The following is a 24,903-nucleotide window of genomic DNA, read 5'->3' as shown; positions in this document are numbered from 1 at the left end:
GGAAAAGGAATTCGATTGAGGTGGAGAATATGAGTGAACAATCCGTTGAATTAATTGAACGGCAAATAACGGACTTTATACGGAGAATCGTCATGACTGAACAGCGAAAAGGGAGAATGGAACGATCTGCGTATATCTTGTTAAGGCAACTTTCATCATTTGGCCCAGCAGGAGTCAAAACATTATCAGAAGAACTTCATTTGGATATTTCCACAGTAAGCCGACAAGCGACAAAACTAGTTGAGAAACAATACGTTGAAAAGCTTCCAAACCCAGATGATAAACGAGCGTACTTTTATAAGATTACAGAGCTTGGTTCAAAGGAACTCGAAGGAAATAAACAGCAAAGGTTCGAGCGTCTTGAGGAGATGTTAAAAGACTGGACAGAAGAAGAACAGGAGACGTTTGGAAGGTTATTAAAGAAATACAATGAAACGGTAAATGAGCGGTTGAATTTTTAATTAGATCAAAAAGGAGAATGCTTTTCTTTTTCACAAAGAAGAGGGTTCTCTTTTTAATCTATTTTCTTTTATAAAAAAATATAAAATTTAAGGTGAGTTTGAATAGGTTTCTTTGACTTGGAAGGATTTATGCTTAAAGTTGTGGAAATGCTAAATAGATAAAAAGATTAGTAGGAGGCGAGAACTTGGAAAAAGACTTCTATCGATTTACCCCCAGGACAACGAGGATAATTGACAAGGTAAAAAAACGCGACTGCATTATAGAACCTTATCACTTTCTGATAGGTGCTTGTGAAGAAGGTACAGGTCCATGCGGAGAAGTGTTCTTATATTTATACAAACAAATCGGTGCGGATTTCATAGAACAAATTGAGAAAGTTTGTGACAAGGAAACAGAAGTATACACAGAATGGAAGGGGATCAAGGTATCCTCTGCCACTGTAGATGTGTTGGAGCGGGCCAATGAGAAGAAAGAGCATTATGGACAAGCACTGATGAATGAAGGACATATTCTATACGCTGTTATAGAGAAAGAGGTCAGTCTGAGAGAAATCTTAACGAAAGAAATGCTTACGAAGATCTTTACGATAGCCTGTACACCAAGGGATTTAACGGTTCATCTAGGTGATTATGTACATAAAACGTTCACCCCCTACAATAAGATTAGGAGAGCCAATCTGTCGGACCTTCCTGCTCTAGAAGATTATGTTCTGCAAGAATTTGGTGAAAGATGGCTTGAGCACATCAATCATTCTTACAATATGGATGTGATCCCAATCCTTCTGGCCGAACAAAATGGTAGTATCATAGGTTTTGCTTGTTATGACCTTGTTCATAACCAGAAGGGCTTATTTGGTCCAATGGGTACCTCGAAAGATAAAAGGTTTCAATTTGTGGGCAGAGAATTGCTCGATACATGTTTAATCGAAATGGCTAAGCTTCGCTACCAATATGCGATTATTGGAGAAGCAGGGCCGGTCGAATTTTATGAAAAAGCATGTAACGCAAAGTTGATCCCATTAGAACAGTAGCCATTCTTGTACATATCAAACGTAATAGTGGTCTCTATTTCATCCCTGTTTACGAACAAAAGGCAACCTCCTCATAGGGAAGTTGCCTTTTTGAATGCCTTACATATAGGGTGTTTCAACTGTACGCTTTGGTAATAGGAGGCCGATTACAACTCCTAGTAGTGCCGGCAGCATCCAGCCAAGTCCCATGCTATATAAAGGTAATACATCAGCATAGAAGGTTTGGATCGATTCGAAAGCTGACACGGTCCATCCAGGAAGGTTGGCTACTAATGCTTTATATCCGTCTATGACACTTACAAAGAAAGTAAGGAACATGGAAACGGTGTATACACTGCGCTTGTTACCAAACAGCGGTGAGGTTAATCCTAGTAGGATAAGAACAATCGCTAAGGGATAAAGGAACATTAATACAGGTATTGCAAACTGAATAATGTTCGTTAACCCAAAGTTTGCAATGATGAACGAGACAAGGCAAAGGATCAGTACAAACGACTTATAGCTGACTTTTGGAATGATAGAGTGGAAGTAATCACTACAAGATGTAATCAGTCCAATACTCGTTTTTAAACAAGCCAAAACGATAATAATGGCTAGTAATACAGAGCCAAACGGTCCGAAATAATGTTGAGCCACTTCTGCAAAGATTAGCCCACCATTATCATAAGTTCCAATGGCTTCAACACTCGATGCACCCATGTAGGTGATAAGTCCATAAATAAGCATCATAAGGCCCATCGCTACAATACCCGCTTTCCATGTCGCCTGGGCAATCGCTTTTGGTTCTGTGACCCCTTTTGATTTAATGGCGTTAATCACGACGATCCCAAATGCAAGAGAAGCCAGCGCATCCATTGTATTGTACCCTTCCGTAAATCCGGTCATGAAGGCCATGTCCTTATAGTCGCTCGCAGGACTGCCAAACGCTCCCATCGGATTGAAGATTGCCGTCCCAATCAGGATAAATAAGAAGACAAGGAATAATGGTGTTAAATATTTCCCGATGTAATCCATCACTTTAGCAGGGTTTAAGGAAAAATAATAGACAATAGTAAAAAACATGAAACTGAAAACCCCGAGCCATAACGTAACCTGTCCATCATTTAAAAATGGCTCAAATCCAACAACAAATGGAACAGTTGCTGTACGTGGGATTGCGAAGAAAGGACCGATTGTTAAATAAAGCACCGTGGCAAAGGTGATTCCAAATAACGGATGAACGCGGCTCGCTAAATCTTGTAGTCCGTTACTACGTGAGAGTCCAATCGCGAGTATCCCCATAAAAGGAAGGCCGATCGCTGTAACTAAGAATCCGATAAGGCCAGGCCAGAAATTTGTTCCCGCCATCTGACCAAGCTGGATCGGGAAGATAAGATTCCCTGCTCCGAAAAACATACCAAACAGCATGGTTCCGATCAGGGCATAGGTTGAAAATGATAATTTGTTTTGCATCGTATAAGCCCCTATCCTATGTAGTATTAAATACTGATAATTCAATAAAAATAATACTATCAGGTAATGATTACAGGGGCAATAACATTCTTAATATTCTTTTATCCTAAATATATTAACATTTCTTGTGTATCCCTTTTCACAAAAAAAGGTGCCCGATTATTGAATCGGGCACCTTCTTCCATTAGAATGCTAGAGCTGCTTGCTCAGTTTTCTTTAACCCATCCTGAATAATTTCGTCAGCTCGGTCAGGGTATTGATTGTGTCCTTCAATGACAAGTGTAGTGATATCTTGGATACCCCAGAAGTTAAGAATGTTCGTTACATAATTTACGGCCATCTCAGACGATTGAGCAGGGCCTTCTGAATAAACGCCACCTCGTGCATTCAGAAGAACTACCTTCTTATCCGTTAATAGTCCCACCGGTCCTTCAGCTGTATACTTGAACGCTTTACCAGCTTGCGCCAGGTAGTCAAAATACGTATGCAAGACAGCGGGGATGGTGAAGTTCCATAGAGGGAATGCGAATACGACTTTGTCCGCTGCAAGGAATTGATCTAAATAACGATTTACCGTTGCTGCAGCTGTTTCTTCTTCAGCTGTTAATTCCATGCCTTTAGCCTGCTTAAACATGCCGTTGATTTTATCTGTGTCATAGTATGGAAGGTTCTCTTCAAATAAATCTAGCTCAGTGATGTGATCAAAAGGATTCTCTGCTTTATATTGATCTAGAAATGTATGATATAACTGCACGCTTATAGATTGTTCAATGGGTCTAGAATTTGCTTTTATAAATAGTACGTTTGCCATAGTTGTTACCTCCAGAAATTAATTGTTGTTATAGCAACTATTGGAGAAAAATGTCCATCATTGATCCTGGACATTATGGTTGATCTTGTTAAGCAAGCGTTCAAGCTCGCTTAGTTCCTCGCTTGAGATTCCTTTGCAAACCATCTCGTTAAACTCTTCAGCAACCGGAATAACTTTTTCACCAAGTTCTTTCCCGCTATCTGTTAGAAATAACATAAGAGAGCGACGGTCTTCTTTGGGGTGGGCTCTATGAATATAGCCCTTTTTCTCTAAGTTAGAAGCCATTCTCGCAATGTTGGTTTTATCTTTATCAAGTTTATCGGCTAGTTGATTTTGGGTTAATCCATCCTTTTCCCAAAGCAACATCATGATTAAATTCTGCTCTGGAGCGAGGTTAAAATCATCTAACTTTGATTTGATGAATTTCGTAAGATTGAGGTCTGTCTGGTGAATTTTTATACTGATGTAATCTTGAAAAGATAACTTCAAACGTTTCCCTCCTGAGTTAGTTGCTATACAAACTATTTCACTTACGTTAGTATAAATATAGATATATTGTTTGTCAATTTAGGGAATGGAAATATAACTGCACGATCAACTTTTTCTTATACTGGGTGAAAAGTTGTCATCATCACTATTGGCATAGGAGGAGTTTAATATGGCGAATGAAGACAAACTGAACAGACATGTACGGGATACATGGTATGTAGAATATGAAGAAATGAACTTCCCGGCTATCCAAAAAGGTTGGGTACTCCCGGCTGATCGGTGGAAAGAGTTTGACCCGTTTATCCTTATGGCTGAGGACTGGTTTAAGAAAGGGACCTTCCCTGACCATCCTCATAGAGGGTTCCAGACGATTACGTACGTGATTGATGGTCGATTGGAGCATATCGACAACGGCGGAGGACGCGATATTTTAGAACCAGGCGATGTTCAATATATGAACGCGGGTTGGGCGGCACGTCATGCTGAAGACGGCGTAGAAGACGACGTAGCCCACACACTTCAATTGTGGTTGAACCTCCCACAAGAACAAAAGCAATCCGAAACTTTATACCAGAACGTTTATGCTGAAGATGCTCCAGTAGTGAATGTCGATGAAGGAACCATAAAGGTATATGCCGGCGAAGTGGCCGGTGTAAAAGGGCCTATGGAAACGATCGTGCCTATTACGTTATCTGAAGTAAATCTCTCAGAAGGGGCTTCTACTACACTAGAGCTACCTGAGAATCATAATGCTTTTGTCTATGTTTTATCAGGAGAAGTAGAAGTAGGCGGAGATCAAACACCCTTAAAGAAACATGGTGTAGCAACGTTAGACTATCGCGCCAACGGAGAGTCAGATAAAGGAAGCACCCTAGCACTTAACGCAAAGAAAAGACGTACAAGAGTTCTTGTTTATTCAGGTCTCCCAATTGAAGAAACGATTGTTCCTTATGGGCCATTTGTGATGAACTCCATGGACGAGATTAGAGAAGCATTTAAAGACTTCAGAGACGGGAAATTCGGACCACCTGCAGTTTAATTTGGATAAACAAAGACCGGCTAGTTCATCGTGAACTAGCCGGTCTTTTTTGAAAGAGCTGTCTGTAAAGCAAATGAACCATAGGATGAAATGCCGAGTGGAACATGATTTATGGGTGGAAGTAGACGTTTTCAGATTGGTTTGAAATAATTAGGGGTAGGCAGAGAAAGTCAGGAGTGAAGGAATGGAAAGAGTTTATCTAAGAGATTATAAAGAAGAAGATCAACCCTTCCTCGCAGCAATGTTACAAGATTCAGAAGTGATGAGGTATATAGGGAATGGTAGTGTGAAAGAAGAGGGAGAGGCAACTCGTTTGATAAATCGGATTCTAGAGACCTATAAAGAAGACCCAAACCTCAGGTTGAAACTTTTGATAAGAAAAGAAGATGAGGTGAAGTTGGGTCATGCGGGCATTGTTCCGCAAATGGTAGATGGTAAAGAAGAGTGGGAGATTGGTTACTGGATCGCTCGTCCTCATTGGGGAGAGGGATATGCATCAGAAGTGGCTAGATCACTGAAAGACTTTGGATTCAAAAGTCTTAAAGCGAAAAAGCTTATATCACTCATCCAGCCAGGAAACCTTGCCTCAAGAAGAGTGGCTGAAAAGCTTGGGATGAGCGTGGAGCGGTCTATCACATTTTCTGGTCAAGACGTGCTCTTGTATTCTATTTCAAATCATAAGTAGCCCACATATAATTCTTGAGGAAAACTAATCCTTCTGTTTACATTTGATACCTCGTAAGAAAGGAGGGCTAAAATGTGTTTAATTAATTTAGCTTATAAAGTGGATCAAACATATGATTTAGTTGTAGCCGCGAACCGGGATGAATTTTACCAAAGAGAAACCGCCAAAGCTCACTTCTGGGAGGATGCTCCACATATACTGGCTGGACGGGACCTTGAGAAAATGGGGACGTGGATGGGCGTTACGAAGGTAGGTCGCTTCGCTGCTCTAACTAATTACCGTGGCCCTGATGAAGAGAAAGGAGGGACACGTTCTCGTGGGGAGTTGGTTAGTGATTTCTTAAAAGGGACGGATTCACCACAAGAGTTTCTCGAGGCCGTTCATGAAAGGAAACATTCTTATCCGGGCTTTAACTTGATCGTCTCAGACGGGGATTCTTTATATTATTATTCAAACCGGCAAGGAGAGATCCGGGAACTGCAACCTGGTATCTATGGTTTAAGTAATCATTTGTTAGATACTCCCTGGCCTAAAGTCATAAAAGGGAAAAAATGGCTATCCGATTGCCTGGAGAGTCAAACAGATAATGTGGATGCATGCTTATTCCAAACACTTCAGCATGCTGAACCCGCAAATGATGAAGAGTTGCCTGATACAGGCATTCCCCTTGAGTGGGAGCGGAGTCTGTCGTCCCTGTTTATAGACACGCCGAATTACGGGACAAGAGCGTCTACGTTGGTGTACCAAAAGGGAGGACATTCAAGGTTTGTGGAACGCGTTTATAGCGACGGTAGTTTTGAGGACCGTCTGTTCGAATTATAAAGATAAAAGAATAGATTTATACAGAATAGCGACTATTAGGACTTTATCGTTCTTCCCTCTTTCATAATAATATATGGGTTGCAAGTTGAGGGGGAAATTCCTAGAATAAATTTTTCTTTACAGCTTCCATTCTTTCATATATAATTTCTTCCAATTAAACAAACGTAACCTAAGAAAAAGAGAGTAGTCGTTGGAAGACATTAAGAGAGCCGGGGACGGTGGGAGCCTGGTGGTAAGAAAGCGACGAACCGGACTTTTGAGGTATAGCTCTGAACGAAAGTAGGGGCTATCGGTACTTGCCGTTAACAAGAACCTAAGCTGACCTTTCTTTAAGAAAGGTAATGAGAGTGGCACCGCGGAAACGATACCCGTCTCTCCTCCTGTAATGGGAGGGGAGGCGGGTTTTTTGTTTAGAGAAAGGATGGAGGAAATGAAAAACGTTAAAAAGGAAATTACAAAAGCATTAGGTGACGAATTACATGAATACCTTTCACTGCAAAAGATAGATGAGCTCCTTGAAGTTCCAAAACACGAGAATATGGGGGACTTAGCTTTTCCATGCTTTGAACTGGCAAAAGTCTTTAGAAAGAATCCATCACAAATTGCAGCAGATCTCTCAGCGAGTATAAAGCTCTCACCTCTTGTGGTGTCTACTATAAAAGCGGTCGGCCCTTATGTGAACTTCTTTTATAACAAGGAAGCCTACACCAAAGAGCTTATGACTTCGGTATTGAAGAGTGCTCACACATACGGAAGCCATACATTTGGGAATGAAAAGACCATTCCCATGGATCTATCAAGCCCAAATATTGCGAAACCATTCTCCATGGGTCATCTTCGTTCTACGGTTATAGGGAATGCGGTTGGAAAGATCCTTGAGAAGTGCGGCTATAATGTAGTTCGCATCAATTACCTTGGAGATTGGGGGACTCAATTTGGAAAGTTAATTGCGGCTTATACATTATGGGGAGAAGGAGAGAAAGTTCGTAGCAATCCTATACAAGAGCTATTGGCGTTATATGTTAGGTTCCACGAAGAAGCGGAAAAAGACGCGTCACTTGTGGAAATGGGGCGCGCCTGGTTCGTAAAGCTTGAAAAAGGAGATCCGGAGGCAATAAAGCTATGGAAGTGGTTCAAGGAAGAATCTCTCCTATCATTTAAGGGGATTTATAACCTGCTAAATGTCTCGTTTGATTCGTATAAAGGGGAATCCTCCCACCACCAGCAGTCAGAAGAGATCCTTACCCTTTTAAAGGAAAAGGGGTTACTTGAAGAATCTGATGGAGCCCTTGTCGTTCGTTTGGATGAAGAGGGTCTGCCACCAGCTCTTATTCAAAAATCTGATGGAACCACCCTATATACCACGCGTGACCTGGCTGCGGCTATATTTAGAAAGAAAACATATAACCATGCTGCCTCTTTATATGTGGTGGGAAATGAACAGAGCTTGCATTTTAAACAATTAAGAGCTGTGTTGAAGAAAATGGGCTACGACTGGGCAGACGAAATCACTCACGTTCCATTTGGCATGATGCTTAAAGACGGGAAGAAAATGTCGACCCGCAAAGGGAAAGTTGTCTTCTTAGAAGAGGCGCTCGAGAAATCAATTCAGTTTGCCAAACAGAATATAGAAGAGAAGAACCCGGGTCTTAATCAGAAAGAAGACGTTGCACGTAAAGTTGGTGTTGGAGCGGTCATTTTCCACGACTTAAAGAACGATCGCTTAAATGATGTAGAGTTCTCTTATGAGGAAATGCTGAAATTCGAAGGTGGAACAGCGCCTTACTTGCAATATACGTATGCTCGTGCGAAATCTATTTTGAGAAAAGCGGAGGGGGACGTTACTTCCTATTCTTTCAATGCAGAGGACTGGGGTTACGCTTGGTCTGTAGTACAAAAGGTAGCCGCATTCCCTGAAGTGATTGAACAAGCTGCCCATTATTACGATCCTTCAAAAGTGGCGAAATATTTATTAAAACTGGCACAATCCTTTAATGCCTATTATGCGAATGTACGCATTTTAGAAACAGGTTCCTACCAGAATGGCCGCCTTGCGTTGACGGAAGCAGTCGCTATTGTGATCGGTGAGGGACTACGCCTTCTGGGAGTTGAGGTGCCTGAAGAGATGTAGATCCTTAGATAGAAGAGGCTTAGTAGAAATAGGGAAGAGGTCAACACTCTTCCCCGTTTTCTAGCAATCTTTAAAGTGTTTAGGTGTTCTCTCTTCTTACTCAATCGGAAAAATGTACACTAAGTACTTGAATTCATTCTCTAATCCTATCTTCCGGGCAATAGCATTCGAAGGTGTATTTGCCTCCTCGCAATCCCAATAAGGCTTCATCCCCTTATCTAAACAATCTTTCACTACGGAGCGAGCTGCTCTTTGAGCTAACTTATTTCCCTGGTAGGTCTCTATTGTTTCTATATCCAGGGCGTGAGTATTCTCCGCTACAAATCCTGAGAAACATAAACTTACGATTCTCTTTCGATGGACTACGCAATACCCTATTCCTTTTTGAAAAAAGTCCTCTGGGGAAGACCAGAATTCTAATAGTTTAGAGTGTAAAAAATCTATATTCTCAATGGTGAGACTTTTATTCTCGAAAAGTTCTCTACAGATTTGGAATACGTTATAATCTTTTTCAATAGGAGGTACATTTGTTTCTTTAACTTGGCTTTTCCTTAACTTATAAACACTTTGATGACTTACATTCATAGGACGTTGTTCAAAGATACGCTCTATTGTTTGATCCCAACCTGAATGATTCCCTATGGCTATAAAATGCTTCAACCCGAGCTCCTTTGCTTCAGGAAAAATTACGTCATCGATAAATTCATTTAAATCATGATTAAACTCTTCATTTCCTTCATCTCCTATGAAGAAAAACCCATCATGGTTACCTAACCAAATTAGTCCTGTTGTCGGAGAATCAGTATGATCTACAAAGATTCGACCTCGGTTATTTCCTTCTATTATTGCTTTAACTTCCAGGTGACCCTCATCATTGATTAAAGTTTTGCATTTATAAAATTCATTGTGATTTAGTTCACTGATCATTATGACCCTCCTCTAGTTTTCGTGATATAATCCATGATTTTATAAGTCAGATTATTCAAATATGTTACAATATTAACAGTTTTTATGAAGGTGTGCTTCGGAATTCACAAGATTTTGGGTTTATTGTTGGACACTAAGAGGTTTTAATGTGCTAGCAGTGGAGGAGTGAGGTTGATCAAAGTAAAGATACATATGTAAGTGATTAAAACTGGGAGGGATGTTTATGGTACCACAGCGCGTTAGCTTACTTACAATAGGAGCTCACGATGTTTCAGCGCTCAGGAAATTTTATCAAAATTTAGGCTGGGAGGAGACGAACCATGGGTATAGTGATTATGCTGTATTCAAAAATGCCGGAGTTATGCTTTCCCTCTATTCTTACGATAAATTGATTCAGGGCACAGATCTTGATCCCCCACCACTAGGTACTTTTAAGGGAGTGACGGTTGCCATTAACGTGGATGCCCCTGAGCAGGTTGATGAGACAATTGCCCGTGTTAAGGAAGCAGGAGGACAAGTGACTAAGCCCCCTGTAACAGAAGATTCATCCTTCCGCTCAGCATCTTTTCAAGATCCGGAACATAATGTTTGGGAAGTGGCGTATAATCCTGATTCAACATTTGACGAAAAGGGAGTAATGTTGAGTCTTTAATCGAATAGAAAGGTGGTAGCAAGGATGTGCAGAACCATGTTGTGTAAAACGAAAACAGCTCATGCAAAGCCTATGATTAGAGGGCGATTCTTTGCATGAGGAAGAGATTTTTCACATCGCCAGCAGGTAGAAACTAATCATGTAGGCTTTGCACCTTATTGAATCAGAACAAGGATCAATTAAGGAGCTGGCTAAACATGAAATATGTGAACGCAACAAACGTATTACCAGAAGAATTAGTCATGGAACTTCAGAAATACATCCAGGGAGAAACACTTTATATCCCTAAAGAAAAGAAGGCTCATAGAAAATGGGGCGCCAACAGCGGAGCTCGAGAACGAATAGAGAAACGCAATGAACGCATGAAAGAAGCGTTTTTGGATGGCGCTTCGATTGAAGAGCTTGCTTCCTGCTTTTTTCTTTCACAGGAAACGGTTAAAAAGATCGTTTATAAGAAAAAGGATGACCTTTATACATGAACATAAATATATGGATGAGATAAGCGCCGCTCTGAAAGCGGCGCTTTTTTATCTAACACCTTTCTCTGCTAGGGCAACTTTAGTTTATAACCATTTTGTTTCTATATAACTGTATTCTTAGATTGTATACTTGAAGTGATTAGGAGGGGAAAGATATGACAATTCGATTTTTAGAGAGTAAAAGGGTGTTCCTGAGGCCTATAGAAGAAGCGGACTTAGATCTATTTTATAACCAAGGCCTTTGGGATTCTGAAGTTAGACGATTAACAGGAACTCAAGCCTTTTTTAATAGAAAGAGTGTGAAGCAGTGGTTCGAAAAGATAGGAGAGGATTCAAATCGAATCGACCTCCTCATTTGTCAGCAGGAAGATGAAAAGCCGATAGGAGACATGGCAATACTTGAGATCGACCAGTTGAACCGCAAAGCGCTTGTAAGAGTTTCTTTATTTGTAAAAGAAACTTGGGGAGGTGGCTTAGGAACAGAAGCTCTCTCGCTACTAATTGATTATGGTTTTAGGCAGTTGAATCTCAACCGGATTGGGCTAGATGTATTCTCTTATAATACACGCGCCATTCGTTCTTATGAAAAACTTGGGTTTGTTAAAGAAGGTCAAATTCGGGATGCTTTGTATTATGACGGCGTGTATCATGATTCTATTTTAATGGGGCTGAAAGAAGAGGAGTTCGTCAAGCATCACAACTAGGAGGAAGCAAAATGAAAACAGTTATAGACCGGCCATATCATCTAAGGGAAGTAGCACATTTTATCTCAGAACTCAATAAAGACCCCGCAACCCACATCGGCTATGCGGGAGATGAAATAGAAGAAATTTATGATACATTAACGTCTGATTTTTCGGATCTTGATCCTGTTTCTTCTTTTTCCGTTTGTTATGAAAGTGGTCATATAGTAGGCGCTATGGGAGTAGATGCTAATCTGGATGATGGGAGTGGAGAAGTATGGGGGCCTTTTGTTCGGCAGGAGGCTGATGATGAACTAGCTGAAACGTTATGGGGAGATTTACTGGCGAAATTACCGTCTTCTATAACGAGTTTCTCTTTTATGATCCATAAACAAAATAAAGAAGCTAAAACATTTCTATCAAGAGTAGGAGCGAGAAAGCAGCACCATCACCTTGTCCTCCAAACCACCCTCGCCCAGCAACAAGATGAAGAGACAATCGCTTCCTTATCTTCTTACACTCCTTCAGACTTTGAACTTTTCAAAGCATTACACGATACCATTTTTCCTCATACCTACTTCAGTGCACAAACGATTGTAAACCGCCTTAATGAACATCATAAGCTTCTCTTCGTAAAGAATGGTTCAGGAAATTTGAAAGGATATGTGTATATAGAGGCGAATCCTGATCATAGGGAAGGGTCCATTGAATATATAGGGGTCTCAGAAGCATATAGAAGGAAAGGGGTTGGCCATCAGTTGCTTACCGCTGTTCTAGAACATCTCTTTTCATATAAGGAAATCCAAGAAATATCAATCTGTGTATCGAAAGAGAATGAAGGGGCCATTGCTCTATATAAAAGAGCTGGTTTCAAAGAGATCAGTGAGTTAGAGAATTATGAACTTGAAGTGGGGAGAGAAGATGGATGATCCTTCTCCAATTAAACGCATAGTGCTTAAGGAAATGTGAGGAATGTGCAGTCTAGATGAGTACTTTAGAATATAGGAGGATAAGCGATCTTAGATAGAGTTTATCCTCCCTTTGAGGAAAAATTATTGTATGGGTTCCTCAATTTCCTTCGTAAGGACCCATTCCTCACCTATGTACTCCCAGTTTTCTATCGTAGATCATATATGTGTATTCATATTCCATCCCTTTTCTTTTATTCCTCTTTAACATTTTCCACAAGACTATTCTAAAGCCTCCATAATAGAAGAATTCACCCAAACTCTGTAAAGTATTGTAAAACATTTGGCGTTTTGTCATACTATTCAGGTAATAGTGTGTAAGTGGACGCTTTTTTATTAAGGAAGATAGTAGGAAAGTTGTAGAGGAGATCGGGAGGAAGATTGGAATGAATTTTTATATCGGTTCAGGGTTCCAAAATAAAGAACAAGTACAGTTTGTTCGTGATCAGTTGATTCAGAGAGGTTTTATACATACATATGACTGGACCGAAAATGAACGGGCGGCTAGTAAGGAAGCGCTTGTTGAAATTGGCCAAAAAGAGAAAGACGGAGTATATGAAGCGGATCTTGTAGTGATTCTTCTTCCAGGTGGAAAAGGAACGCATATTGAACTTGGGATGGCTCTTGCTCTGAACAAAACGATCATCCTGTATGCTCCTAACAGAGAAGTAGAGGATTTCACAAAGACAAGTACGTTCTACCATCTCCCTGAAATTCAATATTCAGATTCATTGGATGAAGTTATCTCCAAGACTATAGATCTAAAAAGGGGGGAGTAAAATGTTAAGTAATTTCGGAATTCCCGGTATTATTCTTATGCTAATCATGCTTGTTATTGTTGGTGCTATTGGCATGCTAATCGTTAAGAATATCAAGAAATAGATGGGACAGTTAGGATAGCGAAGGGGCGGTGGGTGCGTATATGGAGTACATATATTACATCCAGGAAGACGATGTTCTTTTTGTGAAACATACAACGTATCATCCTTACCCTAAACTAGTAAAACATCCTTTGGTGTCTCAAGCTTAAAAAAACCCCGTTAGTCGGGGTCTTTCATGAACTGGTGATTGCTTCTTCTTTAGGCATCTTTTGTTTAAACAGTAGATAGGATACGACAATAGAAGTAATCAGACCAGTTGTGATAATGACATTGGTTTCGAGCGTGAAGTCGAAACGAATGACCTGGTGGAAATCGAACACCCACATTAAAAGAAAGAATAAGGAAGCGTAAAAGCCAGATCCGATTTCTGTTTCTTTTCTTCTAAATGTTTTTGTGATTCCAAATGCTATACCAATCGTTACAATGGAATAAGCAACAAATGAATAGACATTACCTGTTGTTAATTCTCCTTCAAAAAGGAAGAGGCGGTATCCTCCTAAGACAAGCATAGTTGCTAATACAACGCCGTACAAAGCTTTTTGAATTAGCCATTTCATCATTAGAACCATCCTTTACGAGTTGAGATGTATTTCATTTTCATATTCTAGCAAAGATGTGCTTTATTGGAAATGAAGGATCGCAAGGAGAGACGTGCATGAATCTTAATGAGCCGATAGCAGAAGGAAATACAGCCATGATTTATTTAAGTCAGGACCAGGTTATAAAAGTATTCAAAGACCACTTACCAAATACCGAAGCTTTGAAAGAAGCCAAGAAACAAGAGTTTGCCCGTTCATGTGGACTGCCGGTACCGCGTGTAGTAGAAGTGACAACGGTTGAAGGAAAACCAGCCCTGGTAATGGAATACGTAAAGGGGAAGTCATTAGGAGATCGCTTTATGGATCATCCGGATCAAGTAGAAAACGAGGTAAGACAATCTGTAGAAGTGCAATACTCCATTCATAACGTTTCTTGTACTGGACTGGAATCGATGACCCAAAAGCTAACAGAACAAATTCAAGGAGCGAGGCTTTTAGATTCTTTCCAACAAGAAAAATTAGTAGAGTTATTAGGAAGTATGAATTATACGCCTAAGCTTTGCCACGGAGATTTCCATCTATATAATCTGATTAGAACAGATTCAGATATTCAGATTATTGACTGGGTAGATGCTAGTGCAGGTGACCCGAGAGGCGATGTTTATCGGACCTTTTTACTTTATCTTCACCATTCTAAAGAACTGGCTGAGCTGTACCTGCGTCTCTACTGCGAAAAGAGTGGATTAAGTCAGGAAGAGGTTTTAATATGGGCACCCATTATAGCGGGTGCTCGATTGGGTGAACACGTTTCAACAGAAGACAATAACCGCCTTCTAACTATTGTTAATCATTATTGTTCCGTTTTGTAGAGAAGATTCTTCGTCATTCCCTCCATAGATACGTGTAAGTGAATTGATGTAAAAAACCTATTGTTTAGGAGAACGTTTGGTGTGAATTTCATTATAGAAAGTAGGTCATAACGCAATGTAGAAACTCCTTTTTATCAAAGAGAACGATCTGATAAATAGGAGGGCGTATGATGAAGAATTCTTTTCGATTATTATGGAGCGGGCAGATGCTCGCAAATTTTGGTGATGTGTTTTATATAGTTGGAGTTATTACCTTTTTGTATGCTGCAACGGAATCGGCATTTTTCTTAGCGATGCTTCCGTTCCTAAATACATTCGGACGCTTTATGAGCGGTATGGTATCCCCGATCTTAATGAATCGGTTTCCTCTGAAAACATTGCTTATGGCTTCTCAAGTGAGTAAAACCTTTGTGCTCTCCACCTTAGCCATATGGAATACGATGGGGCATGTTCCGGTTCTAGGATTATTTTTGTTTATTTTCCTTATTGCACTGTTAGACGGGTGGGCATTACCCGCAACAGACGCGATGTTACCGAGGCTTGTTAAGAAAGAAGAGCTCGTTAAAGCAAACAGTTTCGTCTCTATTGTTACACAGAGCACCCAGCTGGGTGGTTGGGCAATTGGTGGACTAATGGCCTCCTTTTTGGGTGGACAACACTTCATTTGGATTACCTTTATCCTTTTTGTGACCTCGACCGTCCTATTAAAAAGAATCCATGATCCGGTTCCTTTTAAGAAAGAGACCGGGGAAAAGAGAATGATAAGGGAGTTACAAGAAGGGTTCATCCTAATCTGGCGTACTAGATTGTTTCGCGTTATTCATATTGAAATGGCCATGCAGGCAATTGCAAATGTTGTATGGGTGGCTGCGATTATCTATGTTTATGTAGAAGAGGTACTTGGAAGATCAGAGGCTTGGTGGGGGTATTTGAACACAAGTTTCTTCCTTGGTTTGATTGCAGGAGGGTATATTTGTTCCATCTATCATGACCGATTAGAAAATCGAATGCGTTTGTTTATGATCGGAGCTTCTTTGGTAGTAGGTTTGATTACGTTTCCATTCGGTTTAGTCAAGATCGCCTGGGCAGCTTTAATTCTTACTTTCATGCATGGTGTCTTTGACCAGGTGAAAGGGGTTGCGCTTCAAACATTCTTGCAGAAAGAAGCTACAGAAAAGCAGCTCCCTAAGATCTATGGTCTCCAGTCCGGTGTGTTTTCACTGGTCTTTGGCGTAGCCACCTTAGTGTTTGGAGCCTTAACAGAATGGATGGGAGTTCAATATGCGTTTGTCATATCAGGCATTCTTTTACTGTGGGGTACGATTTATTTAATGGTGAACAAAACTGCTTTTCCTGAGTACAGTGACAAGTATGAGGTGAAGGCTCACTCTTAATAAGTAAGGGGGGGAGTTTAAGACTTCCCCTTTTTATTGATAGGAAATAATAGTAGGATTGAGGTGGCTGTGATGGATAAATTATACATGCTACATGGTTTTATGGGTACAGGTGGCTCTCATTTCGCAGAACAAATTCCATTCTTTCGAGAAAATTATGAAGTTATAGCTTTGGATTTGCCGGGACATGGTGCATCAGAGATTGAGGCAAACTCTCCTTATTTTGAAGGTGCTTTGGAATGGGTTATTGCACAGATCAAGGAAAGGGGCAAAGGGTATATATTAGGTCTCTCTTTAGGAGCTTCCCTTGCCATCCATGTAGGCTTAAAAGAACCAGGTTTACTTAAAGGGATGATCCTAACTGGATATTCCCCTTTCATCCCAAACCATTTAAAGGATGTAATGGAAAAACAGTATAAGTATTTTTCAAATATAGAAGAGAACGATCCAAGTATAACTAACCAATTAAAAAAACTTCATGGAGAAAAGTGGTATCAAACATTAAAGAAGGTCTTGTATTCACAAACTTACCATTACCCCTCAGTATCCGAGGCGCGGTTACGTGACTTACAGGTCCCAGCGATAATCGCTAATGGAAGTAATGATCAACATGAGGTGGATGCGATCCAATATGTAAAAAAACATAGTAAGGATATCAAGGTTGCGTTAATTCCTTATGCAGGTCACACTGCGAACATAGATAGTGGGGGAATTTATAATCTAATAGTCGAGGAATTCTTAAATCATCACTAAGGTAACAGGACGTACAGAAACTTACATTTTCCTACTTACATACTCTGTTAGTAAAGCCCCAACTAAAGAGACACCACAAACAACTGATAGAATCATCATAAGAATAATATCAGTGATCGGCTCATATTGTTGAGAAATGAAGATCATTTTCAAATAGATTACGCCAATGCTTAGTGCCGAAGCTATAGAAGGAACATACTTCATTAACTGAGGAAACGAATCTTTACCCAATTGATACAGTAAAACAGAGATTAATCCAGCTAATAGAATGGATATGAAGAATACGAAAACAAGTTTCACACTATAACACTCCTACCGTCTAAGATTAAAAAAGGAACCTTCTAGTTTGAGAAAGGCTCCTTTCAAGAAAAATTCATATTAATAAGAAACTAGTCTTTGCTTCTTAACACTCTTATAGAGTCCAAATACGCTTTGGATAGAGAACACAATACCTAACACTAACACTAGATAAAGAAGTCCTCGATTCATCTCGTTCAATTATATTTTACATTTTCAACCTAGTATAATTATAACATTATTTTCTAATAATTATAAGACTATCATTTCCTATATAAATTAGTAAACTTTACGAAGGAGTGATTATAAAGGGGGAAATAGAGAATGCAGTATGTGTATCACAAAGTACCTGAAAAGATGTCAGGTAAATGGTTAGTTCCATTAAATCGCTTGAAGGATGAAGAATTACTCAATCTTTATAAGAAAAAGTATTATAATCATCCGGAGAGATCCAAGCTGCTAGAGAGGACAATACCTAAACTAAACTGTCTTTGGAACGATGTGGTTCACTTTTTACCTATTCATCCCTATTTCGTTTATAAAGCTTTAAATGATACGGGCGTCAATGTGACCAGTAAATTACAGTTTTATAAAATTCCCATGAGAAACTTAGACAAGAATCAAAATGCTTTATATTTGTACGAGAAAGAAACCTACAGAGGACCGGCATCCCCAATAGAAGAAGATCAAATTCAAGCGGTTACTTCCGCCACTTACAAGGAGCTAACAACCCTTCCCTCTGAAACGAAAGATTATTTCGATCAAAAGCATAATAGAGCTGAGCCAATGGGCATGTTTCACTATATCCCTCACATTCTAAGTTTAGGTGAAGTTGAAATCGCTGACGCTGAGGTGATTAGGTGGAATGGAAAACCAAATGAATGTAATAAAAAAATTCCCCCTTTCTATTAAAGGGGGAATTTTTTTATTCTTCATTATGAGAAAAGTCTTTCCTGCGAATAAATACAAAACTAAGAATGGCTCCAAGAGCAAGAATCACTCCTGAGGTGATAAACACCTGATCTAAGCTATTCACAAAAGCGGTTTCTGCGATTGTTTGAATCTTAGAGAACCCCGGCATGTTTTGGTAAGCTTCTGATCCAGCTCCCTGTAATCCTTGACTTCCAGCGATAGGACCAGCAGAAGAAACTCCGTCTATGATGTCCTGCTTTGCTTCTTCCGGTATTTCACTTAAGGCATTAATGTTGGTTTCAATTTTATTCACATATTGATTAGATAAGATAGCGCCGAGAAATGCTGTTCCAAAAGCAATTCCAATTTGCCTTGAAACGTTATTGACACCTGAAGCCATTCCGACAATGCGGTTTGGTACCGTGTCTACCGCCGTTGTGGAAATTGGCGGATTCACAATTCCATTACCGATGCCAGCCATGAGGAATGCTGGAATTAATGCAGCCCACGTTTCTGATTCACTAGAAACGACGGTCATCATGAAAACAGCAATAGAAAGAATGGCTAAAGCTCCACTAATTAAAGGTTTAGTTCCTACTTTATTGGTTAGCATTCCAGAAATCGGTCCAAGGAATAGCGCAAACCCACTAATCGTAATGAAACGTATCCCTGTTTCAAGAGCCGTGTAACCATAATAGTTCTGTAATAATAGAGTTAAATAGAAAAAGAGGGCATAAACACCAGCACTCAAAGAAAAGGCTGCAATGCAAGCTCCTGAGTAGCTCAAATTTTTAAAAATACGAGGGTTAACCATCGGTACTTTCAATCTTAGCTCTACTAAGATGAAGACAATGAAGCTAATTAAAGAACCAGCTAGAAGGGCTAAAATCTCAGGTGAACTCCATCCAAGGTCAGGCTGGTTGACTTCGATTAATCCATACACTAAGCAAAAGACGGCAGATGTGATGAGAAGCAGCCCCCAAAAATCTATCGTTTTAGCTGTTTCTTCGTCTTTAGTTTCTTTTATATAGAAGAATGCCATGAAAAGAGCAATAATTCCAATGGGAATATTTATGTAAAAGATAGATTCCCAATTGATCTTTTCTACTAGTACTCCACCAACTAACGGGCCAATTGCAGTAGCGAGTCCACTAACACTCCCCCATACACCAAAGGCAATGCCACGTTCTTTCCCAAAGAAGGTAGTGGAGATAATGGCCATAGATAAGGACATCATAGCTGAAGCCCCGAGTCCCTGAATTCCTCTTGAAATATTCAAAAATAAGATACTTGGTGCTAGCGCGCAAAGTAGTGAGCCAATACTAAATACGATTAATCCAATCATAAAAAACTTTTTACGGCCGAAAAGGTCGCCTAATCGGGCAACGGTAATCAATGCTACAGCAAAGATTAAGGTGTATGCGTTTAATACCCACTCTAGATCACTGAACCCGGTCTCGAACTCTTCTTGTATGGTTGGTAACGCTACGTTGACAATTGTGACATCGAGCAATGCCATAAATAGCCCGAAGCAAACGGCTGCCAAAGCGAACCATCTTTTTGGGGAGAGTGAAGCTTGTGTTTCATTCATTTTGATAACCTCCTTTAATGATGTCCAATTGTTGTTTTATCCAGTTTAGTTGAATCTGTACGTTGTTTTTTCTTCGATCCAATACTTTATGGATGCTCCCTCTTTCTTTTGGAGAGATATCTGGTTCAACATTCACACGATCTTCATTATCTTGATAGTGAATTTGTAAATGATGCAAGTAATCCTTGTATTGTTCTAGAATACCGACTTGAACTTGTCCAGAAATATGATGGAAATTGCTTAATTTGATATCAAATAAGTCATCAGTCGTTTGGTCGTAGGGGAGCGGTTCTTCTATCAATTCGTAGAACCGTTTGCGGCCAGATTCTGTTAGACTAAGGATTTTTTTCGGGCGACCTCTACCTCCGTCATCTTGGACTGTCTGTTCTATGAACCCTTGATTACTCAGCTTCTGTATGAGTGGATAGAGAATTCCCCAACTGATCTTCCTGTTTGGCCCGACAACTTTATCTAATACATGTTGTAGGACATAGCCGTGCATCGGCTTATCCATTAGTTCTCCTAAAACAAATAGTTCGTACATGACATCCTCCTCTAATTTTATATCTTCAAGATATATTTATATTATATCTTAAAGATATAAAAATCAAAGATCTGAGTGTTAAGTTAATTGGTCATGACTAGAGCACTTCTATCAAAACGTTTCTTTGTCAGTATACAAATAATGTAAAGATTAGTTATGATAAAACTAATCTTTTTTTGGATGTATTGCTAATTCTCACATAAAGGTGGATCTCCTATGCGTAAGAAGACGTTCCTCACACTATCTGCTGGCTTATTGATAGTGGTAATAATACTCAGTCACGGGTTAAAGGAACCCCTAATAGAAGGGGACTTTCAAAGCCTATCCGTCTATCTCGATGAAGAACAAATATAAAACAAAAGATCCCCGTTTCATCAATCAAATCATTCATAAAGTGAATAGAAGCAAGAGGGAATCCACTGATAACTGGAGTCTCCCTGAACCTGTTGGAAGCATCGTTTTTAGAGGAGAACATAATCAAATTAAGGTGGATCTCCATGATGGTGGGGATGTTGCAGTTAATGGAGTATGGGTTTATACCGGGTTTGCTTTTTTCGAATAAGAAGGTCTATTCACCTTCCTCTCAACTAAAGCTAACAAAACGTTATATTGCATCATTCATGCCTTAAATTAAAAGGAAAATATTGAAAAACTAATGGTATTAGTTATAATAAAACTAATACCATTAGTTAGGAGTGATTGAATGAGAATTAGAAAGGATCAAAATATCTATCAGTTAACCTATATGCCGAATTTTTTTCCTGTGAACTGCTATCTTGTTGAGGAAGAAGACCACCTTGTGCTTATCGACGCAGCGCTTTCTTTAAATAAAAAAGCGATTATACAAGCAGCTAAAGACATAGGTAAACCCATACAGCGGATTTTATTAACGCATGTTCATAGTGACCACATTGGCGCACTTGATGGGATCGTTGGTGATCTTCAAGGAATTGAGGTCCTGATTCCAAGAAGGGAATCGAAGATCTTAGAAGGAGATTTAACATTAGAGGACGGGGAAGGGGCGAATCCAATTAAAGGAGGCGTACCAAAGAATGTGCGCACCCGTCCAGATCGATTACTTTCTGATGGAGATGAAGTGGGGTCATTAGTGGCTATCGATGCACCAGGACATACTCCTGGACAAATGGCTTACCTTGATAAGCGATCAAACAGTTTGATCGCAGGGGATGCTTTTCAAACTCGCGGGGGGTTAGCTGTTGCCGGAGATCTTCGTTTGACCTTTCCTTTTCCCGCCCTGGCCACGTGGGATAAAGAGGTTGCCCTTCATACAGCTGTAAAGCTCTTATCCTATCAACCTGCTTATCTCGGAGTTGGGCATGGTAATTCAATCAAAGACCCATCTAACGCTATTGAAAAAGCAATCCAACAAGCTAAACGGTCATTAGAGAAGGGGAAATAGAAATGGCAGCAAGACCAGGGTTAACTAAGGAGCGAATCATTGAGAGAGCATTAGAATTAGCTGAAGAAGAGGACTTGAGTAATGTGACAATGGCTAACCTCGCCAGATCATTCTCCATTAAACCACCTTCCCTTTACAATCACTTCAAGAATTTACACGAAATCAAGCAAGCTATGGCTCTAGAAGCTCAGGAGATGCTTTATAACGACTTGAAGGAAGCGGTAGATGGAGAAGGGGAGTCGGGAGACCGTATTCAGGAAATGGCGAAGCGCTACGTTAAATTTGCCTCTCGTTTTTCAGGAATCTATGAAGCATCTCTAATTGCACCCGATCTAAAAGAAAGGTCCCTTCAGCAGGGTGAGGAGCCACTTGTTGAATTATTACAGAAATACGTAGCACCATATAACCTCTCAGAACAAGAAACCATCCATGCAATAAGAGGATTAAGAAGTCTCCTTCACGGCTTAGTGGATCTAAATAAGAGTGAAGGTTTTAAACGGAGTGTTGATCTTGAGGAAACTAGGAGCTACCTGGTTCAAACGTTCGTGAATGGATTGCATCACAATGGAAAAACGTAATTCCTTGAGAATTGCGTTTTTTTACACAAAATAAAGGAAAAAAGAGGAATTTCGTAGAAGCTGTGATCGTAGCAAAGAAGGAGGTCTACCAGTGATGCACGTGAATATACGAGAGGGGAAAATAGAAGATGCTCCTGTGATGTGGGAGATCCAACAAGATGTGGCAAGTGAAGGTCCTTACCTTATTACGATTACCGAAGAACTAAAGAAAACAAGTGAACATCACCATAATTGGGTGAGTGAATTAATTGAACATGAGCGGAAACATTTGTTGGTTGCAGAGATCGACGAGAAAATCATTGGGTGGATTGTCTTTCAATCTCCTTCTAGAGCGAGACTTGCTCACACAGGGACGTTTGGGATGATGGTTCAAGAAGCTTCCCGTGGAATGGGGATTGGGAGACAACTCCTTGAGCATTTAATGGAGTGGGCTAAAGACCATCCGGTAATAGAAAAGGTGAGTCTTGGAGTCTTCTCTTCAAACGAAAATGCCATACGTTTATATCAACGTCTTGGGTTCGTTGAAGAGGGGAGGAAAGTAAGAGAGATCAAGCTTGAAGAAGGGCAATATGTTGATGACATTTTGATGTACAGATTTGTTTAAGAGATCGTGTTTATGGTTGAGTAGGAATAGGAGAAGGTGTAAAAGACACCTCCTTGATTCCTTGCCTTAAGGCAGGAAAGTTAACACAAATCCTTTCCCTCTTATGTTGGTAATCGTCATTAGATCTTTCGTTTTTTTGCGAATTCTATAAATCAAGGCATTAATCTCTTCATTGCTTACATCCGGGGCTGGTTGGTCCTCATAAATCCTTTCAGGCCACACTTTTTCCTTGATGTCTGAGAGATCTACAAACTGATCTTCTTTCATTAGAAGGAGTTCTAAGCAGATAAATTCTTTCTCAGAGAAGGCGAGAATTTGATTATCGATATGTAGCTCCTGGTTAATCGATTCAAGTACATAAGGTTGATCTGTGTGCATTATAGGTATGTTTGGTCCTAAATCAGCGGTTTGATCCATGCTTGAAGATAGGAAGATCATTTGGATATGATGATTGGCAATCGAAATCTGATCTGTATCTTGTAATTCATATTCCTTGTTAGGTGTAAGGGGTTCATTATTAAGTAGTGTCCCATGCTTGCTACCTAAATCCTTTACATAGAATCGTCCATCTTTAAGGAAGATAGCTAGATGTCTCCGAGATACATAGATATTTGGTATGGATAGATCAGGCTTCCAATCGTGTACTTCTCTCCCTACAATCGTATTCGTTTGGTTTAATGTGAAAAGGGTCCCTTTTTCAAAAGGTAGCCCATTTTCAATCATGATTGAGGCTAATGTGTTCATAACAAACTCCTGTAAAAGCATTTATAATCCGAGGTTTATCATTGAATTATCATTGACTATCCATTGTTTGAAGCGTGTGGATTCATTATTCTAATTGTGAGTTTATCATACTCCGGCACATAATTAGAATATGGAGGAAGAAATGAAATTGAAAAAAGTGATGAAGAGAATAGGCCTTTTATTTTTATTATTGATTTTATTTATGTTTGTGAACAACAGCAATTGGTTTCATAAGGGTGACAATTCCACTCCGAAGCTTCTCGCTCATGTTGGGATGTCTCAAACCTATCCAATGGACGGGATTACAGGAGAAACATGTACAGCTAAGCGAATTTTTGAACCAGAACATCCTTACATAGGGAATACGATTCCTTCCATGGAAGCTGCTTTCAAGCATGGCGCTGACATTGTTGAGTTAGATGTTCATCCTACCAGAGATGGTGAGTTTGCAGTGTTTCATGATTGGACGCTCGATTGCAGAACAGATGGGACAGGGGTTACAAGGGAACATACAATGAAAGAATTGAAAACATTAGATGTAGGCTACGGATATACGGCTGATGGAGGAGAAACCTATCCATTGCGGGGAGAAGGGGTGGGACTAATGCCTACCCTTCAAGAAGTTCTCACTCATTTCCCAAATAAGCCCTTTCTTATTAATATAAAGAGTAATGACCAGGAGGAAGGGGAAAAGCTAGCAGAGTATTTGTCAGATCTATCTGATGTGAACGTGGATCAGCTATCCGCCTATGGAGGGGATAAGCCGATTCAAGCTCTTCAAGAAGAACTACCCGGGATACGGGTCATGTCTATGGAGACGTTGAAAAGCTGTTTAATATCATATATGGGAGTGGGCTGGACTGGGTATATCCCTGCTGCCTGTAAAGATACTCAAATTCACATCCCTGAAAACGTAGCTCCGTGGCTATGGGGTTTCCCGAATAAGTTTCAGGATCGGATGGAAGCTGTGAATACAAGGGTGATCCTGGTTGCTGGAGAAGGTAAATGGTCAGAAGGATTCGATGATCAGGAAGACCTTAAACGAATTCCTGATGATTATGATGGTTATGTGTGGACCAACCGTGTTGATGTGATAGCTCCTTTAGTAAAGAACGACTAAAAGTTTGAAAGCGCAGAGGATGATTTA

Annotated in this window: 29 protein-coding genes and 1 other annotated feature; of the genes, 20 read left to right on the top strand and 9 right to left on the bottom strand. The window is 40.0% G+C overall.

The annotated features are described in order from the left end of the window. Positions 1-29: 29 nt before the first annotated feature. Positions 30-461: a MarR family winged helix-turn-helix transcriptional regulator gene (locus LQ226_RS06485; protein ID WP_231417035.1), complete on the top strand. Its 432-nt coding sequence runs from the start codon at positions 30-32 to the stop codon at positions 459-461. A gap of 185 nt (positions 462-646) precedes the next feature. Beyond that, entirely contained in the window at positions 647-1,492 is an 846-nt protein-coding gene (locus LQ226_RS06480; RefSeq protein ID WP_231417034.1) for a GNAT family N-acetyltransferase, read from the top strand. Positions 1,493-1,591: 99 nt separating this feature from the next. Here the strand turns inward: LQ226_RS06480 and brnQ are convergent, their stop codons facing one another. The 3 genes from brnQ to LQ226_RS06465 all read right to left on the bottom strand — a co-directional run bounded on the left by brnQ (position 1,592) and on the right by LQ226_RS06465 (position 4,244). After that, positions 1,592-2,944: a branched-chain amino acid transport system II carrier protein gene (gene brnQ, locus LQ226_RS06475; protein ID WP_231417033.1), complete on the bottom strand. Its 1,353-nt coding sequence runs from the start codon at positions 2,942-2,944 to the stop codon at positions 1,592-1,594. Between the two features lie 184 nt (positions 2,945-3,128). Continuing rightward, positions 3,129-3,755 carry an FMN-dependent NADH-azoreductase gene (locus LQ226_RS06470; protein ID WP_231417032.1) on the bottom strand — a complete coding sequence of 209 codons (627 nt, stop codon included), beginning with the start codon at positions 3,753-3,755 and terminating at the stop codon, positions 3,129-3,131. 57 nt (positions 3,756-3,812) lie between these two features. Beyond that, positions 3,813-4,244 carry a MarR family winged helix-turn-helix transcriptional regulator gene (locus tag LQ226_RS06465; RefSeq protein WP_231417031.1) on the bottom strand — a complete coding sequence of 144 codons (432 nt, stop codon included), beginning with the start codon at positions 4,242-4,244 and terminating at the stop codon, positions 3,813-3,815. A gap of 169 nt (positions 4,245-4,413) precedes the next feature. Between LQ226_RS06465 and LQ226_RS06460 the strand changes: the two genes are divergently transcribed. The 4 genes from LQ226_RS06460 to argS all read left to right on the top strand — a co-directional run bounded on the left by LQ226_RS06460 (position 4,414) and on the right by argS (position 8,921). Beyond that, the gene (locus LQ226_RS06460; protein ID WP_231417030.1) at positions 4,414-5,283 is read left to right on the top strand and encodes a pirin family protein; all 870 of its coding nucleotides are present in this window, start codon (positions 4,414-4,416) and stop codon (positions 5,281-5,283) included. A 184-nt stretch (positions 5,284-5,467) separates the two neighbouring features. Further along, positions 5,468-5,968, top strand: coding sequence for a GNAT family N-acetyltransferase (locus LQ226_RS06455; RefSeq protein WP_231417029.1), 501 nt, complete (start codon positions 5,468-5,470; stop codon positions 5,966-5,968). A gap of 72 nt (positions 5,969-6,040) precedes the next feature. Next, positions 6,041-6,790 carry an NRDE family protein gene (locus LQ226_RS06450; protein WP_231417028.1) on the top strand — a complete coding sequence of 250 codons (750 nt, stop codon included), beginning with the start codon at positions 6,041-6,043 and terminating at the stop codon, positions 6,788-6,790. A 162-nt stretch (positions 6,791-6,952) separates the two neighbouring features. Continuing rightward, positions 6,953-7,169, top strand: a binding site (T-box leader). Between the two features lie 42 nt (positions 7,170-7,211). Next, positions 7,212-8,921, top strand: a complete 1,710-nt coding sequence (gene argS, locus LQ226_RS06445) for an arginine--tRNA ligase (protein ID WP_370635449.1) — start codon at positions 7,212-7,214, stop codon at positions 8,919-8,921. Between the two features lie 96 nt (positions 8,922-9,017). Here the strand turns inward: argS and LQ226_RS06440 are convergent, their stop codons facing one another. Next, positions 9,018-9,848 (bottom strand): GNAT family N-acetyltransferase, encoded by an 831-nt coding sequence (locus tag LQ226_RS06440; RefSeq protein ID WP_231417026.1) that lies wholly within the window; start codon positions 9,846-9,848, stop codon positions 9,018-9,020. Positions 9,849-10,071: 223 nt separating this feature from the next. Here LQ226_RS06440 and LQ226_RS06435 point away from each other — a divergent pair, with 223 nt between their 5' ends. The 5 genes from LQ226_RS06435 to LQ226_RS06415 all read left to right on the top strand — a co-directional run bounded on the left by LQ226_RS06435 (position 10,072) and on the right by LQ226_RS06415 (position 13,409). Further along, positions 10,072-10,500 carry a VOC family protein gene (locus LQ226_RS06435; protein WP_231417025.1) on the top strand — a complete coding sequence of 143 codons (429 nt, stop codon included), beginning with the start codon at positions 10,072-10,074 and terminating at the stop codon, positions 10,498-10,500. A gap of 197 nt (positions 10,501-10,697) precedes the next feature. Continuing rightward, positions 10,698-10,979: a CD3324 family protein gene (locus LQ226_RS06430; RefSeq protein WP_231417024.1), complete on the top strand. Its 282-nt coding sequence runs from the start codon at positions 10,698-10,700 to the stop codon at positions 10,977-10,979. A gap of 155 nt (positions 10,980-11,134) precedes the next feature. Further along, positions 11,135-11,683 (top strand): GNAT family N-acetyltransferase, encoded by a 549-nt coding sequence (locus LQ226_RS06425; RefSeq protein WP_231417023.1) that lies wholly within the window; start codon positions 11,135-11,137, stop codon positions 11,681-11,683. A gap of 11 nt (positions 11,684-11,694) precedes the next feature. Beyond that, on the top strand, positions 11,695-12,591 hold the full coding sequence (locus tag LQ226_RS06420; RefSeq protein ID WP_231417022.1) for a GNAT family N-acetyltransferase: 897 nt from the start codon (positions 11,695-11,697) through the stop codon (positions 12,589-12,591). Positions 12,592-13,016: 425 nt separating this feature from the next. After that, the gene (locus LQ226_RS06415) at positions 13,017-13,409 is read left to right on the top strand and encodes a nucleoside 2-deoxyribosyltransferase (RefSeq protein ID WP_231417021.1); all 393 of its coding nucleotides are present in this window, start codon (positions 13,017-13,019) and stop codon (positions 13,407-13,409) included. A 275-nt stretch (positions 13,410-13,684) separates the two neighbouring features. Here the strand turns inward: LQ226_RS06415 and LQ226_RS06410 are convergent, their stop codons facing one another. Next, entirely contained in the window at positions 13,685-14,071 is a 387-nt protein-coding gene (locus tag LQ226_RS06410; protein WP_231417020.1) for a hypothetical protein, read from the bottom strand. A 95-nt stretch (positions 14,072-14,166) separates the two neighbouring features. Here LQ226_RS06410 and LQ226_RS06405 point away from each other — a divergent pair, with 95 nt between their 5' ends. The 3 genes from LQ226_RS06405 to LQ226_RS06395 all read left to right on the top strand — a co-directional run bounded on the left by LQ226_RS06405 (position 14,167) and on the right by LQ226_RS06395 (position 17,066). Continuing rightward, positions 14,167-14,919, top strand: coding sequence for a phosphotransferase family protein (locus LQ226_RS06405; RefSeq protein WP_231417019.1), 753 nt, complete (start codon positions 14,167-14,169; stop codon positions 14,917-14,919). Between the two features lie 167 nt (positions 14,920-15,086). Beyond that, positions 15,087-16,313, top strand: a complete 1,227-nt coding sequence (locus tag LQ226_RS06400; protein WP_231417018.1) for an MFS transporter — start codon at positions 15,087-15,089, stop codon at positions 16,311-16,313. A gap of 72 nt (positions 16,314-16,385) precedes the next feature. Then, on the top strand, positions 16,386-17,066 hold the full coding sequence (locus tag LQ226_RS06395; RefSeq protein WP_231417017.1) for an alpha/beta fold hydrolase: 681 nt from the start codon (positions 16,386-16,388) through the stop codon (positions 17,064-17,066). Positions 17,067-17,087: 21 nt separating this feature from the next. Here LQ226_RS06395 and LQ226_RS06390 read toward each other — a convergent pair whose 3' ends face one another. Then, positions 17,088-17,366: a hypothetical protein gene (locus LQ226_RS06390; RefSeq protein WP_231417016.1), complete on the bottom strand. Its 279-nt coding sequence runs from the start codon at positions 17,364-17,366 to the stop codon at positions 17,088-17,090. A gap of 321 nt (positions 17,367-17,687) precedes the next feature. Between LQ226_RS06390 and LQ226_RS06385 the strand changes: the two genes are divergently transcribed. Then, on the top strand, positions 17,688-18,275 hold the full coding sequence (locus LQ226_RS06385; protein ID WP_231417015.1) for a group-specific protein: 588 nt from the start codon (positions 17,688-17,690) through the stop codon (positions 18,273-18,275). A gap of 13 nt (positions 18,276-18,288) precedes the next feature. Here the strand turns inward: LQ226_RS06385 and LQ226_RS06380 are convergent, their stop codons facing one another. After that, on the bottom strand, positions 18,289-19,866 hold the full coding sequence (locus LQ226_RS06380; protein ID WP_231417014.1) for an MFS transporter: 1,578 nt from the start codon (positions 19,864-19,866) through the stop codon (positions 18,289-18,291). Next, the gene (locus LQ226_RS06375) at positions 19,859-20,410 is read right to left on the bottom strand and encodes a PadR family transcriptional regulator (protein ID WP_231417013.1); all 552 of its coding nucleotides are present in this window, start codon (positions 20,408-20,410) and stop codon (positions 19,859-19,861) included. The genes LQ226_RS06380 and LQ226_RS06375 overlap by 8 nt, the downstream gene beginning before the upstream one ends. A 337-nt stretch (positions 20,411-20,747) precedes the next feature. Here LQ226_RS06375 and LQ226_RS06370 point away from each other — a divergent pair, with 337 nt between their 5' ends. The 4 genes from LQ226_RS06370 to LQ226_RS06355 all read left to right on the top strand — a co-directional run bounded on the left by LQ226_RS06370 (position 20,748) and on the right by LQ226_RS06355 (position 23,012). Continuing rightward, complete coding sequence (locus LQ226_RS06370; RefSeq protein ID WP_231417012.1) at positions 20,748-20,972, top strand: hypothetical protein; 225 nt, start codon at positions 20,748-20,750, stop codon at positions 20,970-20,972. Positions 20,973-21,113: 141 nt separating this feature from the next. Then, positions 21,114-21,830, top strand: coding sequence for an MBL fold metallo-hydrolase (locus tag LQ226_RS06365; protein WP_231417011.1), 717 nt, complete (start codon positions 21,114-21,116; stop codon positions 21,828-21,830). Positions 21,831-21,832: 2 nt separating this feature from the next. Then, positions 21,833-22,408 carry a TetR/AcrR family transcriptional regulator gene (locus LQ226_RS06360; RefSeq protein ID WP_231417010.1) on the top strand — a complete coding sequence of 192 codons (576 nt, stop codon included), beginning with the start codon at positions 21,833-21,835 and terminating at the stop codon, positions 22,406-22,408. 94 nt (positions 22,409-22,502) lie between these two features. Then, the gene (locus tag LQ226_RS06355; protein ID WP_231417588.1) at positions 22,503-23,012 is read left to right on the top strand and encodes a GNAT family N-acetyltransferase; all 510 of its coding nucleotides are present in this window, start codon (positions 22,503-22,505) and stop codon (positions 23,010-23,012) included. Positions 23,013-23,078: 66 nt separating this feature from the next. On the opposite strand, the gene LQ226_RS06350 is transcribed toward LQ226_RS06355, so the two are convergent. After that, positions 23,079-23,756, bottom strand: a complete 678-nt coding sequence (locus LQ226_RS06350) for an FHA domain-containing protein (RefSeq protein ID WP_231417009.1) — start codon at positions 23,754-23,756, stop codon at positions 23,079-23,081. Positions 23,757-23,898: 142 nt separating this feature from the next. On the opposite strand from LQ226_RS06350, the gene LQ226_RS06345 reads away from it, so the two are divergent. Next, a complete protein-coding gene (locus LQ226_RS06345) occupies positions 23,899-24,876 on the top strand; it encodes a glycerophosphodiester phosphodiesterase family protein (RefSeq protein WP_231417008.1) in 978 nt (325 codons plus the stop codon). Positions 24,877-24,903: the final 27 nt, after the last annotated feature.

Origin of the sequence: Pontibacillus sp. HN14, assembly GCF_021129245.1 — a bacterium.
Lineage (GTDB): Bacteria > Bacillota > Bacilli > Bacillales > BH030062 > Pontibacillus.
This window is presented reverse-complemented; position numbering and strand designations above follow the sequence as displayed.

What these genes read in the sequence shown, in the direction of transcription:
- LQ226_RS06485 (WP_231417035.1), top strand. Translation starts at nt 30, where the DNA reads ATGAGTGAACAATCCGTTGAATTAATTGAACGGCAAATAACGGACTTT.
- brnQ (WP_231417033.1), bottom strand. Translation starts at nt 2,944, where the DNA reads ATGCAAAACAAATTATCATTTTCAACCTATGCCCTGATCGGAACCATG.
- LQ226_RS06470 (WP_231417032.1), bottom strand. Translation starts at nt 3,755, where the DNA reads ATGGCAAACGTACTATTTATAAAAGCAAATTCTAGACCCATTGAACAA.
- LQ226_RS06460 (WP_231417030.1), top strand. Translation starts at nt 4,414, where the DNA reads ATGGCGAATGAAGACAAACTGAACAGACATGTACGGGATACATGGTAT.
- LQ226_RS06455 (WP_231417029.1), top strand. Translation starts at nt 5,468, where the DNA reads ATGGAAAGAGTTTATCTAAGAGATTATAAAGAAGAAGATCAACCCTTC.
- LQ226_RS06450 (WP_231417028.1), top strand. Translation starts at nt 6,041, where the DNA reads ATGTGTTTAATTAATTTAGCTTATAAAGTGGATCAAACATATGATTTA.
- argS (WP_370635449.1), top strand. Translation starts at nt 7,212, where the DNA reads ATGGAGGAAATGAAAAACGTTAAAAAGGAAATTACAAAAGCATTAGGT.
- LQ226_RS06440 (WP_231417026.1), bottom strand. Translation starts at nt 9,848, where the DNA reads ATGATCAGTGAACTAAATCACAATGAATTTTATAAATGCAAAACTTTA.
- LQ226_RS06435 (WP_231417025.1), top strand. Translation starts at nt 10,072, where the DNA reads ATGGTACCACAGCGCGTTAGCTTACTTACAATAGGAGCTCACGATGTT.
- LQ226_RS06430 (WP_231417024.1), top strand. Translation starts at nt 10,698, where the DNA reads ATGAAATATGTGAACGCAACAAACGTATTACCAGAAGAATTAGTCATG.
- LQ226_RS06425 (WP_231417023.1), top strand. Translation starts at nt 11,135, where the DNA reads ATGACAATTCGATTTTTAGAGAGTAAAAGGGTGTTCCTGAGGCCTATA.
- LQ226_RS06420 (WP_231417022.1), top strand. Translation starts at nt 11,695, where the DNA reads ATGAAAACAGTTATAGACCGGCCATATCATCTAAGGGAAGTAGCACAT.
- LQ226_RS06415 (WP_231417021.1), top strand. Translation starts at nt 13,017, where the DNA reads ATGAATTTTTATATCGGTTCAGGGTTCCAAAATAAAGAACAAGTACAG.
- LQ226_RS06410 (WP_231417020.1), bottom strand. Translation starts at nt 14,071, where the DNA reads ATGATGAAATGGCTAATTCAAAAAGCTTTGTACGGCGTTGTATTAGCA.
- LQ226_RS06405 (WP_231417019.1), top strand. Translation starts at nt 14,167, where the DNA reads ATGAATCTTAATGAGCCGATAGCAGAAGGAAATACAGCCATGATTTAT.
- LQ226_RS06400 (WP_231417018.1), top strand. Translation starts at nt 15,087, where the DNA reads ATGATGAAGAATTCTTTTCGATTATTATGGAGCGGGCAGATGCTCGCA.
- LQ226_RS06395 (WP_231417017.1), top strand. Translation starts at nt 16,386, where the DNA reads ATGGATAAATTATACATGCTACATGGTTTTATGGGTACAGGTGGCTCT.
- LQ226_RS06385 (WP_231417015.1), top strand. Translation starts at nt 17,688, where the DNA reads ATGCAGTATGTGTATCACAAAGTACCTGAAAAGATGTCAGGTAAATGG.
- LQ226_RS06380 (WP_231417014.1), bottom strand. Translation starts at nt 19,866, where the DNA reads ATGAATGAAACACAAGCTTCACTCTCCCCAAAAAGATGGTTCGCTTTG.
- LQ226_RS06375 (WP_231417013.1), bottom strand. Translation starts at nt 20,410, where the DNA reads ATGTACGAACTATTTGTTTTAGGAGAACTAATGGATAAGCCGATGCAC.
- LQ226_RS06370 (WP_231417012.1), top strand. Translation starts at nt 20,748, where the DNA reads ATGAAGAACAAATATAAAACAAAAGATCCCCGTTTCATCAATCAAATC.
- LQ226_RS06365 (WP_231417011.1), top strand. Translation starts at nt 21,114, where the DNA reads ATGAGAATTAGAAAGGATCAAAATATCTATCAGTTAACCTATATGCCG.
- LQ226_RS06360 (WP_231417010.1), top strand. Translation starts at nt 21,833, where the DNA reads ATGGCAGCAAGACCAGGGTTAACTAAGGAGCGAATCATTGAGAGAGCA.
- LQ226_RS06355 (WP_231417588.1), top strand. Translation starts at nt 22,503, where the DNA reads ATGCACGTGAATATACGAGAGGGGAAAATAGAAGATGCTCCTGTGATG.
- LQ226_RS06350 (WP_231417009.1), bottom strand. Translation starts at nt 23,756, where the DNA reads ATGAACACATTAGCCTCAATCATGATTGAAAATGGGCTACCTTTTGAA.
- LQ226_RS06345 (WP_231417008.1), top strand. Translation starts at nt 23,899, where the DNA reads ATGAAATTGAAAAAAGTGATGAAGAGAATAGGCCTTTTATTTTTATTA.